Origin of the sequence: Streptomyces sp. TP-A0356 (assembly GCF_001417775.1) — a bacterium.
Lineage (GTDB): Bacteria > Actinomycetota > Actinomycetes > Streptomycetales > Streptomycetaceae > Streptomyces.
The window spans coordinates 72,842-87,429 of record NZ_BBZJ01000019.1; the positions used below are offsets into that span (position 1 = coordinate 72,842).

At 70.9% G+C, this 14,588-nt stretch carries 14 protein-coding genes; 6 read left to right on the top strand and 8 right to left on the bottom strand.

What is annotated here, in order from left to right; genetic code table 11:
- Positions 1-32 precede the first annotated feature (32 nt).
- The 4 genes from ASC56_RS17255 to ASC56_RS17270 all read right to left on the bottom strand — a co-directional run bounded on the left by ASC56_RS17255 (position 33) and on the right by ASC56_RS17270 (position 5,455).
- Positions 33-2,150 carry a SpoIIE family protein phosphatase gene (locus tag ASC56_RS17255; protein ID WP_055492554.1) on the bottom strand — a complete coding sequence of 706 codons (2,118 nt, stop codon included), beginning with the start codon at positions 2,148-2,150 and terminating at the stop codon, positions 33-35.
- Between the two features lie 273 nt (positions 2,151-2,423).
- A complete protein-coding gene (locus ASC56_RS17260; protein WP_199836016.1) occupies positions 2,424-3,116 on the bottom strand; it encodes a DUF402 domain-containing protein in 693 nt (230 codons plus the stop codon).
- An 84-nt stretch (positions 3,117-3,200) separates the two neighbouring features.
- Positions 3,201-4,586: an aspartate ammonia-lyase gene (locus ASC56_RS17265; protein ID WP_055492326.1), complete on the bottom strand. Its 1,386-nt coding sequence runs from the start codon at positions 4,584-4,586 to the stop codon at positions 3,201-3,203.
- Positions 4,587-5,062: 476 nt separating this feature from the next.
- On the bottom strand, positions 5,063-5,455 hold the full coding sequence (locus ASC56_RS17270; protein ID WP_055492327.1) for a nuclear transport factor 2 family protein: 393 nt from the start codon (positions 5,453-5,455) through the stop codon (positions 5,063-5,065).
- A 101-nt stretch (positions 5,456-5,556) separates the two neighbouring features.
- On the opposite strand from ASC56_RS17270, the gene ASC56_RS17275 reads away from it, so the two are divergent.
- Positions 5,557-6,000: a MarR family winged helix-turn-helix transcriptional regulator gene (locus tag ASC56_RS17275; RefSeq protein WP_055492328.1), complete on the top strand. Its 444-nt coding sequence runs from the start codon at positions 5,557-5,559 to the stop codon at positions 5,998-6,000.
- 247 nt (positions 6,001-6,247) lie between these two features.
- Here ASC56_RS17275 and ASC56_RS17280 read toward each other — a convergent pair whose 3' ends face one another.
- Positions 6,248-7,924 (bottom strand): fumarate hydratase, encoded by a 1,677-nt coding sequence (locus ASC56_RS17280; RefSeq protein WP_107309277.1) that lies wholly within the window; start codon positions 7,922-7,924, stop codon positions 6,248-6,250.
- A 206-nt stretch (positions 7,925-8,130) separates the two neighbouring features.
- Between ASC56_RS17280 and ASC56_RS17285 the strand changes: the two genes are divergently transcribed.
- Both ASC56_RS17285 and ASC56_RS17290 read left to right on the top strand, forming a co-directional pair.
- Positions 8,131-8,832: a DUF1707 domain-containing protein gene (locus ASC56_RS17285; protein ID WP_055492329.1), complete on the top strand. Its 702-nt coding sequence runs from the start codon at positions 8,131-8,133 to the stop codon at positions 8,830-8,832.
- 164 nt (positions 8,833-8,996) lie between these two features.
- Positions 8,997-9,368, top strand: coding sequence for a WhiB family transcriptional regulator (locus ASC56_RS17290; RefSeq protein ID WP_055492330.1), 372 nt, complete (start codon positions 8,997-8,999; stop codon positions 9,366-9,368).
- Positions 9,369-9,442: 74 nt separating this feature from the next.
- On the opposite strand, the gene glpX is transcribed toward ASC56_RS17290, so the two are convergent.
- On the bottom strand, positions 9,443-10,477 hold the full coding sequence (glpX, locus tag ASC56_RS17295; protein WP_055492331.1) for a class II fructose-bisphosphatase: 1,035 nt from the start codon (positions 10,475-10,477) through the stop codon (positions 9,443-9,445).
- A 128-nt stretch (positions 10,478-10,605) separates the two neighbouring features.
- Here glpX and ASC56_RS17300 point away from each other — a divergent pair, with 128 nt between their 5' ends.
- The gene (locus ASC56_RS17300) at positions 10,606-11,127 is read left to right on the top strand and encodes a DUF4245 domain-containing protein (protein ID WP_055492332.1); all 522 of its coding nucleotides are present in this window, start codon (positions 10,606-10,608) and stop codon (positions 11,125-11,127) included.
- Positions 11,128-11,142: 15 nt separating this feature from the next.
- Here the strand turns inward: ASC56_RS17300 and ASC56_RS17305 are convergent, their stop codons facing one another.
- Positions 11,143-11,373 (bottom strand): exodeoxyribonuclease VII small subunit, encoded by a 231-nt coding sequence (locus ASC56_RS17305; RefSeq protein ID WP_055492333.1) that lies wholly within the window; start codon positions 11,371-11,373, stop codon positions 11,143-11,145.
- A gap of 9 nt (positions 11,374-11,382) precedes the next feature.
- Positions 11,383-12,591, bottom strand: coding sequence for an exodeoxyribonuclease VII large subunit (gene xseA / locus ASC56_RS17310; RefSeq protein WP_055492334.1), 1,209 nt, complete (start codon positions 12,589-12,591; stop codon positions 11,383-11,385).
- Positions 12,592-12,779: 188 nt separating this feature from the next.
- Between xseA and ASC56_RS17315 the strand changes: the two genes are divergently transcribed.
- Together ASC56_RS17315 and ppgK are read left to right on the top strand one after the other, a co-directional pair.
- Positions 12,780-13,784, top strand: coding sequence for a 4-hydroxy-3-methylbut-2-enyl diphosphate reductase (locus ASC56_RS17315; protein WP_055492335.1), 1,005 nt, complete (start codon positions 12,780-12,782; stop codon positions 13,782-13,784).
- A 51-nt stretch (positions 13,785-13,835) separates the two neighbouring features.
- Positions 13,836-14,582 (top strand): polyphosphate--glucose phosphotransferase, encoded by a 747-nt coding sequence (gene ppgK / locus ASC56_RS17320; RefSeq protein ID WP_055492336.1) that lies wholly within the window; start codon positions 13,836-13,838, stop codon positions 14,580-14,582.
- The last annotated feature ends 6 nt before the right edge of the window (positions 14,583-14,588 follow it).

The window sequence follows — 14,588 nt, forward strand, 5'->3', positions numbered from 1 at the left end:
CGGGCGCTGAGGCCGAGGCCGGAAGCCCGGGGTCAGCCCCGGTTCAGCTCGAACCAGACCACCTTTCCGGTGCTCAGCCGGGTCGCACCCCAGCGCCGGGCCAGCCGGTTCACCAGATACAGTCCCCGGCCGCCCTCGTCCGTGGCCCGCGCCTGCCGCAGCCGCGGCAACTGGGGCACGTCGTCGCCGACCTCGCAGCGCAGCACATCGGTGCGCAGCAACCGCAGTGTGATCGGCCGTGACGCGTAGCGCACGGCATTGGTGACCACCTCGCTGACCAGCAGCTCCACCGAGTCCGTGAGCTCTTCCAGACCCCAGCGGGCGAGCGCCCGGCGGGCCAGCCTGCGAGCCCGGCTCGGCGCCGCGTCCTCGGGCTCCAGGAACCAATAGGCGACATCGCTCGGCGCGATCCCGTCGAAACGGGCGGCGAGCAGCGCGATGTCGTCGTCCCGGTCGCCGGGGCCGAGCATGTCGAGCACCTCGTCGCACAGCGCCTCCAGCGGCGGCGGGTGATCGGCGCCGGTGAGCTGGGCGGTCGCGGCGAGCTTCTCCCGCAGCTGCTCTATGCCCGTCCACACGTCCCTGAGCCGTGACTCGACCAGCCCGTCGGTGTACAGCAGCAGGGTCGCCCCGGCCGGGGCGTCCAGCTCGACCGCCTCGAAGTCCACTCCGCCCACGCCGATGGGGGCGCCCGCCGGCACCCGCAGCACCTCGGCCCGGCCGCCCAGATGCAGCAGGACCGGCGGCGGATGTCCGGCGTTGGCGATGGTGATCCGGTGCGAGACCGGGTCGTACACCGCGTACAGGCAGGTGGCCATGCGGTCGGTGCCGAGCCGCTGGGCCTGTTCGTCGAGGTGGTGCAGGACCTCCTGCGGCGGCAGGTCCAGCCCGGCCAGTGTCTGGGCCGTCGTACGCAACTGCCCCATGATCGCCGCGGACGTCATGGAGTGGCCCATGACGTCACCCACGACCAGGGCCACCCGGCTGCCCGGCAGCGGAATCGCGTCGTACCAGTCGCCGCCGACCCGTGCGGTCTCCGCGGCCGGCAGATAGCGGGACGCCAGCCGTACGCCCGTCGGGTTCGGCAGGGTCTCCGGCAGCATCGTCCGCTGCAGCTCGTCGGCGATGTACGCCTCACGGCCGTACAGCACCGCCTTGTCGATGCCGAGCGCGCTGTGCGTGGCGAGCTGCGCGGCGACCAGCAGATCGTCCGGCTCGAACGCCGCGCGTTCGGGGCGACGCAGGAACAGCGCGGCCCCGATGACGCGACGGCGCCCGCGCAGCGGCGCGAGGATCGCGCGCTGCCCCGGCGGGATCGAGAGGTTGTGGCCCAGCAGCTCCGGGAGCGCGGCGCGGGCCGCGGGCGCGTCCGCGAACACGGGCCGCACCCCGCGCAGCACCTCGGCGAGCGCACCGCCGGGCCGCACCTCGCACAGCTCGTTGCTCAGCGACGCCAGACCGGAGGTCTCCGGAATCGGCACGGGCAGGATCCCGTCCTCCAGATCCCGCTCCTGCGGGATCCGGTCGGTGCGCCGCAGCCGCAGCACCAGGGGCCCGGTGGGGCGCTCGTCGCCCACGGGCAGCGGGTCGCGCAGATAGACGAGGATCGCGTCCGAGAAGGTCGGCACGGTGGCCCGGCACAGCCCCATCACGATCTCGTCGAGATCGATGCCACGGGCGATCCGCCGCGTGGCGGCGCCCACGAAGCGCAGCCGGTCCCCGTCCCGCCGCATGGGCATGGGGCCGCTCGGCAGCGTCTGGCCGGTGCGCCGGTCCTTGCCGCCGGGCGGGGCGGTGGGACGCTCCTGCCCGGCGCCCGGCTGGGCCGGAATGCTCTCGGGAGCGGGGCGCGGCCGGTGTGTGTCGGGCTCGTCGGCGGCCGGCTGCGAGTGCTCGGTGCCGCCCGTCGCCGGCACCGGGGGCGGGGAGCCGCCCGGGTTGCCCGACGGCCCGTGCTGGCCGCAGGACAGCGGCGCGCCGGACGAGGCGGCCGCGTCGCCCGCGCGGGTCTGTGCGGGTAAGGCCGTGGCCGGCGGCGCGGACAGCGGCTCCGGGGTACGCAGCAGCGCCCCGCGGGGATCCGCGGGGCCCGCGCCCGGCTGCGGGCGCTCGTGGGAGGTCGGGTGCTCCGTCACGCGTGTCGAATCCATCCGTCCGGGGCTGCGCGCCATGCGTGAAGTTCGTCCCGCAAAGAAGCCGATACCCGGAATACGTGCCCCAGGAACGGAATTCCCGCGCGGTCCCACGCCGTCCATGATGCACCGGCCGGCCCGGCCGGCCCGGTGTGGCCCTCGTACCCCTCGCTCACGTCCTGCCGCCCCTCGGTGACGTTGGTCAAGCCCAGCGCATACTGCGGGAGTTGTTCTTCCGTGCCCTTGCGGAGGACGATCCTACGGTTGTACCGCGGGGGCGCAACAAGGGTCTCATGAGGTCATGTGCACGGGTGTGCGGTCCCAGTCCTCCGGCAGGGGCGGCACCGACCAGGACGGACCCGGGCGCCAGTGCTGCCAGCCGTCCGCGAACGGCCGGCCCCAGGCCTCGATCACCTCCACCGCCGACCGCCCCGCCGCACGCACCCGCTCGGCGAGTTGAGGGCCCATCAGGCCGTCCCGCTGGGCCTGCGCGAACTCGTCCTCGTCACGCCAGCCCCAACTACGGTCCGGGTAGACGCAGATGTCCAGGTAGTGGTCCTCGGAGTCGACTCCGCCGGACCAGCGCACCAGGGGTTCCTCGAGGTTGACGTACCAGTTCTTGAACCGCCAGCCCGGCTCCCAGAACAACCACACCGACCAGGGCTCCGCGGGCCGCGCCAGCTTGAGCACGCCGGTGCCGAACCAGCGGTCCAGCTGCACGGTCCGCGGCTTGGTGTAGCGGGAGTCCAGGGGCTCGGCGTGCAGTGGCGTGCCGTCGACGAGGACGGGTTTCACACACTGGGTACCGGGCGCCAGCCACACGGCCAGCAGTTCCTCGTCGTCCCTGACGACGGTGACGGGCCGCGCGATGTGGAAGCGCTCCCCACCGTTCTCCCGATACCTCCACAGGATGTGATCCCCCGGGGCCCAGTGTGCCGTCGACCCGCCCGCTTCCACTCGTCTCACCGCTCCGCCCTCTGCCATGCACAGATATTAGGTGCCCCAGGCATACGACGCCCCGCGCACCCATCACGGTTCGCCCACGGGCGGGTGACGTGACGCCGGACGTCACGGGTGCGTCATCCGCAGGACGTCCAGCGCCTCGTCCAGCTGCTCCCGAGTGAGGTCACCGCGTTCCACGTACCCCGATTCCAGGACGACCTGACGGATGGTCTTGCGCTCGGCGAGCGCCTTCTTGGCGACCTTGGCCGCCTCTTCGTACCCGATGTACCTGTTGAGGGGGGTGACGACGGAGGGCGACGACTCGGCGTACTCCCGGGCGCGCTCGCGGTGGGCGACGATGCCGTCGACGGTGCGGTCGGCGAGCAGCCGGGAGACGTTGGCGAGCAGCCGAACGGACTCCAGGACGTTCTTCGCCATGACCGGCATCATCACGTTGAGTTCGAAGTTGCCGGCGGCCCCGGCGGTGGTGATCGTCGCGTCGTTCCCGATGACCTGCGCGGCGACCATGAGGACGGCCTCCGGGATCACGGGGTTGACCTTGCCGGGCATGATCGAGGATCCGGGCTGCAGATCGGGCAGGCCGATCTCGGCGAGTCCGGTCCGGGGCCCGGAGGACATCCACCGCAGATCATTGGCGATCTTGGTCAACCCGACGGCGATCGTCTTGAGTTGTCCGCTGAGCTCGACGATCCCGTCCCGGGCGCCCTGGGCCTCGAAGTGGTCGCGGGCCTCGGTGAGCGGCAGCCCGGTGACGCGGGCGACCTCGGCGATGACGGCGGCGGAGAAGCCGGGCGGGGTGTTGATCCCGGTCCCTACCGCGGTGCCGCCCAGCGGCAGTTCGGCCAGCCGCGGCAGCGCGGCCTTCAGCCGCTCGACGCCGTGGCGTACCTGGGCGGCGTATCCGCCGAACTCCTGTCCGAGTGTCACGGGCGTGGCGTCCATGAGGTGGGTCCGCCCCGCCTTCACCACATCGGCGAATTCGTCGGCCTTGCGTTCGAGGGAGGTCGCGAGGTGTTCGAGGGCGGGGATCAGATCGCGGGTGACGGCGGAGGTGGCGGCGATGTGCAGGGAGGACGGGAAGACGTCGTTGGACGACTGGGAGGCGTTCACGTGGTCGTTGGGGTGCACGTTCCTGCCGAGCCGTTCGCTCGCGAGGGTGGCGATGACCTCGTTGGCGTTCATGTTGGACGAGGTGCCGGAGCCGGTCTGGAAGACGTCGACGGGGAAGTGCTCGTCCCACCGCCCCTCGGCGACCTCGGCGGCGGCCTCCTCGATGGCGTCGGCCACGTCCTTGTCGAGCACGCCGAGCTCCGCGTTGACCTTGGCCGCGGCGCCCTTGATCCGCGCGAGCGCCTCGATGTGCGCGCGCTCGATCCGCTGCCCGGAGACGGGGAAGTTCTCCACGGCCCGCTGAGTCTGCGCCCGCCACTTGGCGTCGACGGGGACCTGCACTTCGCCCATGGAGTCGTGCTCGATGCGGTATTCGCTCATACCGGGTACAGCGCGGGGGCGGGCGGGGATGTTCCGGGCGGTGGGCCGAATGGGGGTGCGCGGCACGGCCCCTGGGGCCGGACAGGCAGGCTCGGGACGGGCAGGGGCGGGACGGGGCAGGGGCGGCGGAGGCCGGGGCGGGACGGGGCAGGGGCGGCGGGGCAGGCTCGGGACGGGCAGGGGCGGCGGGGGCCGGGAGGCGAGCCCGCCTCGCCCAGGGCCTCCCCTCGCCCCGGGCTCCCGCCGCCGATGTCTTGCGCCGGTCTGGGCTCCCGCCGGCGTCTTACGCCAGCCCGGGCACCGCGCAGGCGGTCAGCGCGAGCACGACGACCAGAGCGTGCCGCACGCCGCGCGGATCTCGCGCCGCCGAGCTGACAGGTCCTCATGAACCCGACGTCAAGCGACCCCGCCGAGGCCTTGGTCGTCAAACATGCCGGGTCCAGGCCGCCTTCGCCACCGGACGGTGAGCGGCGAGCTCAGCGGGCGCTGCCGATGTTGCGGTCCGCTTCGGAGCCCTGGAGCATCAGTGTGGTCTCCTCTATGCGGCTGAAGCGGCCGTCGGATGCCAGGTCGGCGAACACGTAGACCTCCGTGAGCACACTCGAGCCGTCCTTCTTCGTGATGTTGACCGTATGGCGGTCGGCGTACTTGGTGCCGTCGTAGAGCTCGTCGTGGACCGCGACAGAGCCTTCGGCGACGAGCGTGCGCACGTGGGCGATGTGTTCGATGAAGCCGGCGCGGTCGGCCCACTGCCCGTCCGTGCGCTGCCGGTAGTCGGGGGTGAAGTGGCGATCGGCGGCTTCTTCGACGGTGATGTCGGTGTTGAAGATCAGGTCGGTGAGGGCGGCGGCGACGCCAGTGGGGTTCATGCGGATTCCTTTCGCGGTGAACACCGGGGAAGTGCGTGCGCTGCGCACGCTTCCCGGACTGTAGCACCAGATGCGTGCGCAGCGCACGCTACTGTGGGGGTATGGAGAACGAGGTAGGACACGAGATCGCCGATGCGCTGGGCATCCTGCTCAAACGCACCACCCGCGCCCAGCTGCACAAGAACCTGACCGAGGGCATGGGGGAGGCGGTGGACGAGCTGACCTACCCGATCCTCAGCGCACTGGCCAGGACCGGCCCCCGCAGTGCCGCCGACCTGGCTCCGGACGCCGGACTCGACCGCTCCGGCGTCACGCGCCGCGCCTCCCGCCTGGAGGCTGCCGGACTCATCCGCCGCGAACCGGACCCCACCGACCGTCGCGCATCCCTGCTGGTCCTCACGGACGAGGGAGAACACACCGTGGCCGAACTACGCGAGCGCCTGGCCACCCACATCGCGGCGAGCCTCAACTCCTGGCCCCCCGGAGACGCCCAGACCTTCGCCCGCCACCTCCGCCGCTTCATCACCGAAGGCCCCTTCGTATAGCCGCCTCACGCCACCGGGCCGTCGCCGTCGAGTTGAGGCGCCGGCTCGATTCCGGCGTCGCAGTCGGAGTGTCCATGTGCGGCTCCGTCAACTGAAGCGCGCTACTGCGCCAACCCAAGGGCTCACCCGCTGGCGTGTCCGTCTGATCGCCCGAGCGGTTGGCCGGGTGCAGCTCATAGCGCCGCCCATGGCACAGCAGCAGACCCCCCGGCGACGCCGAGGGGTCTGTGAGGCGCTTGGGGGTGGCTCAGGACAGGCCGGGGCCCCGTACCGGGATCGACGTGAACGTCGGCTGGGGAGCGGGGTCCTTGAAGAAGTCGTTGCCCTTGTCGTCCACCACGATGAACGCCGGGAAGTCCTCCACCTCGATCTTCCAGACGGCCTCCATCCCGAGCTCCTCGTACTCGACGACCTCGACCTTCTTGATGCAGTCCTGCGCCAGACGCGCGGCCGGTCCACCGATGGATCCCAGGTAGAAGCCGCCGTGCGCCGCACACGCGTCCGTGACCTGCGCGCTCCGGTTGCCCTTCGCCAGCATGACCTTGGAGCCGCCCGCCGCCTGGAACTGCTCGACGTAGGAGTCCATGCGGCCGGCCGTCGTCGGGCCGAAGGACCCCGACGCGTAGCCCTCGGGGGTCTTGGCCGGACCGGCGTAGTAGACCGGGTGGTCCTTCAGGTACTGCGGCATCTCCTCACCACGGTCCAGCCGCTCCTTGATCTTGGCGTGCGCGATGTCGCGCGCCACGACCAGCGGCCCGGACAGCGAAAGCCGGGTCTTCACCGGGTACTTGGTCAGCTCGGCGAGGATGTCGTCCATCGGCTGGTTCAGGTCGATGCTGACGACGTCGCCGTCCTGCTCCAGGTGCTCGTCCGTCGTCTCCGGCAGGAACCGCGCCGGGTCCGTCTCCAACTGCTCCAGGAACACGCCCTCGGCGGTGATCTTCGCGACCGCCTGCCGGTCCGCCGAACACGACACCGCGATCGCCACCGGGCAGGACGCCCCGTGCCGCGGCAGCCGCACCACCCGTACGTCGTGGCAGAAGTACTTGCCGCCGAACTGTGCGCCGATGCCGATCTTCTGCGTCAGCTCGAAGACCTTCTCCTCCAGCTCCTTGTCCCGGAAGCCGTGGCCCAGCTCGGAGCCCTCGGCCGGCAGCTCGTCCAGGTAGTGCGCGGAGGCGTACTTCGCGGTCTTCAGCGCGTACTCGGCGCTCGTACCGCCGACGACGATCGCCAGGTGGTAGGGCGGGCAGGCGGCCGTGCCCAGCGAACGGATCTTCTCCTCCAGGAACTTCATCATGGAGGCCTCGTTCAGGACGGCCTTGGTCTCCTGGTAGAGGAAGGACTTGTTGGCGCTGCCACCGCCCTTCGCCATGAACAGGAACTTGTAGGCGCCGCCGTCCGTCGCGTACAGCTCGATCTGCGCGGGCAGGTTGGAGCCGGTGTTCTTCTCCTCCCACATGGTGAGCGGGGCCATCTGCGAGTACCGCAGGTTCAGCCTGGTGTACGCGTCGTAGATGCCACGGGAGAGGGCCTTCTCGTCCTCACCCCCGGTGAGCACGTTCTGTCCGCGCTTGCCCATCACGATCGCCGTGCCGGTGTCCTGGCACATGGGCAGGACGCCCGCGGCGGCGATGTTCGCGTTCTTCAGCAGGTCCAGCGCCACGAACTTGTCGTTCGCCGACGCCTCCGGGTCGTCGATGATGCGGCGCAGCTGGGCCAGGTGGGCGGGCCGCAGATAGTGCTGGATGTCGTGGATGGCCTCCTCGGCCAGTTTGCGCAGCGCCTCCGGCTCGACCTTGAGGAACGTCCGCCCGTCGGCCTCGAAGGTGGAGACACCTTCGGAGGTCACCAGCCGGTAGGGGGTGGTGTCCTCTCCCGTGGGGAGCAGATCGGTGTACGCGAACTCAGGCATCTCGCCCATTCCTCACTCGTCAGGCAGCGGCTGGCCTCCGTTGGCAGCGTCCACCAGCGTAGAACCTGGCGCCGACGGCGAGCTTGTGAGGTAGGGCTCAGTCGGGCGGGGTCCCGCTCACTCGACGGCACCCCGCCGACCGGACCGTGACCGGGTCGTCCACGGGTCGGACCGAGGGGTAGTCGCGATCTATCGCGTTTCGGTACGCTGCTGCCGTGGACCTTCACAAGAGCCCCGCCCCGACGGGCCGGCAGCCCGTGCCCCCGGCAGAGTTGCGCTGCTCCGACGCCGACCGCGACCGCGTCGCCGACATCCTGCGCGACGCCCTGGCCGAGGGCCGACTCACCTCGGAGGAGCACGCCGAGCGCGTCGAGGGTGTGCTGAGCGCCAAGACGGTCGGCGAGCTGGACCGGTTCGTCCGCGACCTGCCCGCGGCCCACCCCCGCCGCACCTCCTCGGCGTACGCGCCGCCGCCCCGCCCCGCCCCCGGTTCGCCGCCCGTCGAGCCGGAGGAGCATGTGGTGGCGGTCTTCAGCAGCGCCATGCGCAAGGGCCGCTGGCGTCCCGGCCGCCGTATGCGTGCGTACGCGATCTTCGGCACCGTCGAGATCGACCTGAGCGAGGCGATATTCGAGTACCAGCAGGTGGTGATCAAGGCGGTCTCGGTCTTCGGCACGGTGGACATCCGCGTCCCGGAGAACGTCTCGTTGCACGGCACCGGTGGCGGCGTATTCGGCGCGTTCGAGGTGATTCCGCTGGATTCGGGAGACCCGGACGCTCCCGCCGTCCACGTCGATGGACTGGCCGTCCTCGGAACGGTCGACGCAAGGCCCAGACGGGGCAAGCGGGTCGCGGACATCCTCGACCGCGTCTCGGACAAGGTGGACAGAGCTTTGCGCAAACACCTGGACCGTTGACGCTTGTGAATCCGTTCGCGTCCGAAGTGAACCGGACACGTTGTGGTGGTAGGAACGCCCCCTGGAATTCCGGCGGTTGGGAACTCAGTGCATAGGCACGCGTACAGCGGGTAGGCCTTGCTGCATCGTCTCTCGCTCGCGAAGCCGTCGTCAGGAGTAGACCCGTGCTGCAACCGCCGCATTCGTCCCTGCAGTTCGCTGAGGTTCCGCATCAGCGGGTGCCAGCGCGCGACAGGGATCAGGACGCCCCCTGGCATACGGAGGCGGTGTGCCGGCGCGACGAGGCCGGCCTGTTCTTCGCCCCCTCCAAGGAACCCACCGCGGCCCGGCTGTCCCGCGAGGAGGCGGCCAAGCGTGTCTGTGCGCGCTGCCCGGTGATGGTCGAGTGCCGGGAACACGCGCTGCTGCAGCCCGAGCCGTACGGGGTGTGGGGCGGCCTCACCGCCGCCGAGCGCCGTGTGGTGCTGGCGCGGCGCCGCCGCCGCGACCTGGAGCTCAAGAAGGCCGCTCGGGGGACGATAGCCGCGGCCGGCTGAACGAGACCTACGACCTGGGGGGTACGGAAAGGGGCGCGCTGTCCGCACAGAGCGCGCCCCTGTCCGAGCCCTGGCTACTTGGCGCGGTCGAAGTCGATCGCGCTGTACGCGCGCAGCTTGCTCAGCCGGTGGACGGAGCCGATCCGGCGGACGGTGCCGGACTTGGAGCGCATGACGATCGAGTCGGTGCTCGCCGTCTCGGAGCGGTAGCGCACGCCACGCAGCAGCTCGCCGTCGGTGATGCCGGTGGCGACGAAGAAGACGTTCTCGCCGGAGACCAGGTCATCGGTGGTCAGCACCCGGTCGAGGTCATGGCCCGCGTCGATGGCCCGCTGGCGCTCCTCGTCGTCCTTGGGCCACAGCTTGCCCTGGATGGTGCCGCCCAGGCACTTCACGGCGCACGCGGAGATGATGCCCTCGGGCGTGCCGCCGATGCCGAGCAGCAGGTCGACGCCGGTGTCCTCGCGCAGCGCCAGGATCGAGCCGGCGACATCACCGTCCGAGATCAGCTTGATGCGGGCGCCGGTCTCCCGGACCTCCTTGATGACCCCCTCGTGGCGCGGCCGGTCGAGGATGACGACGGTGACGTCCTCGGGGGCGGAACGTTTGGCCTTCGCGACCCGGCGGATGTTCACCGACACGGGCGCGTCGATGTCCACGAAGTCGGCAGCCTCGGGGCCGGTGACCAGCTTGTCCATGTAGAAGACGGCGGACGGGTCGAACATCGTGCCGCGGTCGGCGGCGGCCAGCACCGCGATCGCGTTCGGCATGCCCTTCGCGGTGAGCGTGGTGCCGTCGATCGGGTCCACGGCGATGTCGCACTCCGGGCCGGTGCCGTCGCCGACCCGCTCCCCGTTGAAGAGCATCGGGGCCTCGTCCTTCTCCCCTTCGCCGATGACGACGACGCCGTTCATCGAGACGGTGGAGACGAGGGTCCGCATGGCCCGTACGGCGGCTCCGTCGGCGCCGTTCTTGTCCCCGCGGCCGACCCAGCGGCCCGCGGCCATCGCGGCGGCCTCGGTGACCCGGACGAGTTCGAGGGCGAGGTTGCGGTCCGGAGCCTCGGAGGGAACTTCGAGCTCGGACGGCAGATGGTGATTCTCGGTCATCGGAGCGCACCTTTCTGATACGACGACGGCCGGATGAGGGTGATGCCCCACGACTCTACCGTTGAGCAGACAGTATGAGCAGGGGGCCCCACGGATGAGCGGACCCCTGCACCTGCGACGATAGGGCCGTGGCAGGTACGAAAGGCAAGCAGAAGACGGTCCGGGACATGCTCCTCTCCCTGGCCCTGATCGGGCTGATGGCGGGCGTCATCTACCTCTTCATCCCGCATGACGACCACGCTCCCGACCTCAAGCGCGTCGACTACAGTGTCGAGCTGCTCACGGCGCGGCGCGCGGCGAGCTACCCGGTGGCCGCGCCCGAGGGCCTGCCCGACGCCTGGAAGGCCACCTCGGTGCGCTTCGAGGGCGACCACTTCGACGCCTGGCACCTCGGCTTCCAGGACCCCAAAGGTCAGTACGTGGCGATCGAGCAGTCGACTCAGAAGGCGTCCGCCTTCATCGACGACGCGAGCCAGGGCGCACACGAGACGGCGGTCACGCAGAGCATCGGCGGCCACACCTGGCAGCGCTACACCGGCGGCCGCTACGGCGCGCTCGTGCTCAAGGACAAGGGCTCCACCACCGTGGTGACCGGCACGGCGTCGTTCGAACAGCTGACCAAGATGGCGCAGGCGCTGAAGACACGGTGACGCAGGGGCGCGGGGTCACTCCGAGCCCTCGGCGCCCTCCTCCACTTCCTCCTCGGCCAGCGCCGCGTCGAGCCGCTTCCGGGCGCCCTCCAGCCACGTCCGGCACACCTTGGCCAGCTCCTCGCCCCGCTCCCACAGGGCAAGGGACTCCTCAAGCGTGGTGCCTCCGGCCTCCAGACGCCGTACGACCTCGATCAACTCGTCGCGCGCCTGCTCGTACCCGAGTGCCTCGTCCGTCTTGCTCATGCGCCCACCCTAGATCTCGGCCCGTACCGTCAGCTCACCCTCGGCGACGCGCGCCCGCAGCGCCTCGCCCGCCGCCACCTCCTCCGGCGCCCGGACGACGTGCCCGTCGGCCTTCTGCAGCACCGCGTACCCCCGCCGCAGCGTCGCGGCCGGCGACAGGGCCACCACGCGCGCGTGCGTATGGACGAGCTCCGACTCGGCACGGTCGAGCACATGCCGCAGCGTGCGCCGGCTGCGGTCGACCAGCGAGGCGACCTGGTCGGCCCGCTCGTCGATCATCCGGTGCGGATCCTCCATCGAGGGCCGCGCCAGCGCGTGCCCGAGCCCCCGCTCCTCGCGCTCGAGGAGGGAGTGCAGGCACCGCCGTGCCCGGTCCCGCAGCCCCCGCACCCGCTGCAGCTCCTCGCCGACGTCCGGCACGACCTTCTTGGCGGCGTCGGTCGGGGTGGAGGCGCGCAGATCGGCGACATGGTCGAGCAGCGGATTGTCGGGCTCATGGCCGATGGCCGACACGACGGGCGTACGACAGGCCGCCACCGCCCGTACGAGCTGCTCGTCCGAGAAGGGCAGCAGGTCCTCGACGCTGCCGCCGCCGCGCGCCACGATGATCACGTCCACGTCCTCGAGCGCGTCCAGCTCCTTCACGGCCTGGACCACCTGGGGTACCGCGTGCACGCCCTGGACGGCGACGTTGCGCACCTCGAAGCGGACGGCGGGCCAGCGGTGCCGCGCGTTCTCCAGCACGTCGCGCTCCGCCGCCGAGGCCCGGCCGCAGACCAGCCCGACGAGCTGCGGCAGGAAGGGCAGCGGCTTCTTGCGCTCGGGTGCGAACAGCCCCTCGGCGGCCAGCGACTTCTTCAGCTGTTCGAGCCGCGCGAGCAGTTCACCGACGCCCACGGGCCGTATCTCGGCGGCGCGCAGCGAGAGCTGTCCCCTGGGGGCGTACCACTCGGGCTTGGCGTGGACGACCACACGGGCACCCTCGCTCACGACGTCGGCGACGGCGTCGAACACCTGGCGATAGCAGGTGACGCCGACGGAGATGTCGTACGACGGGTCGCGCAGCGTCAGGAAGACGACTCCGGCGCCCGGCCGCCGCGACAGCTGGGTGATCTGCCCCTCGACCCACACGGCGCCGAGCCGGTCGATCCAGCCCCCGATGAGCCGCGACACCTCACCGACGGGCAGCGGTGACTCCGCGGACGTGTTGACAGCCATGGGCCGAGAGTAACGGCCACGACCGACAACGCCGGTCGGGACGACCGGCCCGGGCCCGCCCGCCGCCTCGCGGCCGCCCCGCCCCCCTGTCCCACCAGCACATGCCGCCCCCGGCTCACGCCCTCTTCCGGTTCCTCACCCGGTCTCCCCAAGGAGGCGATCTCCGGCCCGGAGGGTGCGGCCTTACGATGGTGCGCATGACCGCTTCGCCTGGCCGCCGTGTCCTGCTCGCCGCCCCCCGGGGCTACTGCGCGGGTGTCGACCGTGCCGTGATCGCCGTCGAGAAGGCCCTGGAGCAGTACGGGGCTCCGATCTACGTCCGCCACGAGATCGTCCACAACAAGTACGTCGTCCAGACCCTGGAGAAGAAGGGCGCGATCTTCGTCGAGCAGACGGAGGAGGTGCCCGAGGGCAACATCGTCATGTTCTCCGCGCACGGCGTGGCGCCCACGGTCCACGAAGAGGCCAGAAGGGGCCGGCTCGCCACCATCGACGCCACCTGCCCGCTGGTCACCAAGGTCCACAAGGAAGCGGTCCGCTTCGCGAACGAGGACTTCGACATCCTCCTGATCGGACACGAGGGCCACGAGGAGGTCATCGGCACGTCCGGTGAGGCCCCGGACCACATCCAGCTCGTCGACGGTCCCGAGGACGTGCCCAACGTCGAGGTGCGCGACCCGTCGAGGGTCGTGTGGCTCTCCCAGACCACCCTCTCGGTCGACGAGACGATGGAGACGGTCGACGCCCTCAAGGAACGGTTCCCGCAGCTGATCTCCCCGCCCAGCGACGACATCTGCTACGCGACGCAGAACCGCCAGCTCGCGGTGAAGCAGATGGGCGCCGAGGCGGACCTGGTCATCGTGGTCGGCTCCCGGAACTCCTCGAACTCCAAGCGGCTGGTCGAGGTCGCCAAGCTCGCGGGCGCGCGCGAGGCGTACCTCGTGGACTTCGCCGACGAGATCGAAGAGGCGTGGCTGGAGGGCGTGTCGACGGTCGGCGTGACCTCGGGCGCGTCCGTGCCGGAGGTGCTGGTCGAGCAGGTCCTGGAGTGGCTCGCGCAGCGCGGTTTCGAGGACGTCGAGATCGTCAAGGCGGCCGAGGAGTCCATCACCTTCTCGCTCCCCAAGGAACTCCGCCGCGACTTGCGCGAGGAGGCCGAGGCTCTCATCACGGAGCGCACCGGCGAGAACTGACGGCCCGGCGTCGGGGAGATGCCGTCGCCGCCACGACGTACCGTGGTCTCCATGCAGATCTTCGGCGTGGACATCGGCGGATCCGGAATCAAGGGCGCTCCCGTGGACCTGGACCGGGGCGAACTGACGGAGGAGCGCTTCAAGGTGCTCACCCCGCATCCGGCGACGCCCGACGGCGTGGCCGACGGGGTCAAGGAAGTCGTCGGTCACTTCGGCTGGACGGGCCCGGTCGGCATCACATTCCCCGGCGTGGTCACCGGCGGCTCCACGATCCGTACGGCGGCGAACGTCGACGAGAGCTGGATCGACATGGACGCGCGCGCTCTGCTCAGCGAGCGGCTGGGCGGGCTGCCGGTGACCGTGCTGAACGACGCGGACGCGGCGGGCGTGGCCGAGATGCAGTTCGGCGCGGGCCGCGACCGGCGAGGCACGGTCCTCGTGCTCACGTTCGGCACGGGCATCGGCAGCGCCCTGTTCTTCGACGGCGTCCTCGTGCCGAACACGGAGCTGGGCCATCTGGAGCTGGGCGGCCACGACGCGGAGAAGCGCGCCTCGACGAAGGCCAAGGAGGACCACGGCCTGACCTGGGAGCACTGGGCCCGCCGGGTGCAGAAGTACCTCGCCCATGTCGAGATGCTGTTCTCCCCCGAGCTGTTCATCATCGGCGGCGGGGTCAGCCGCAGAGCCTCCAAGTTCCTGCCCCTCATCGAGGGCGTCAGGGCGGAGATCGTCCCGGCCCAGCTGGAGAACAACGCGGGGATCGTGGGGGCGGCGATGAGGGCGGCCAAGGAGGCGTGAGGGTGC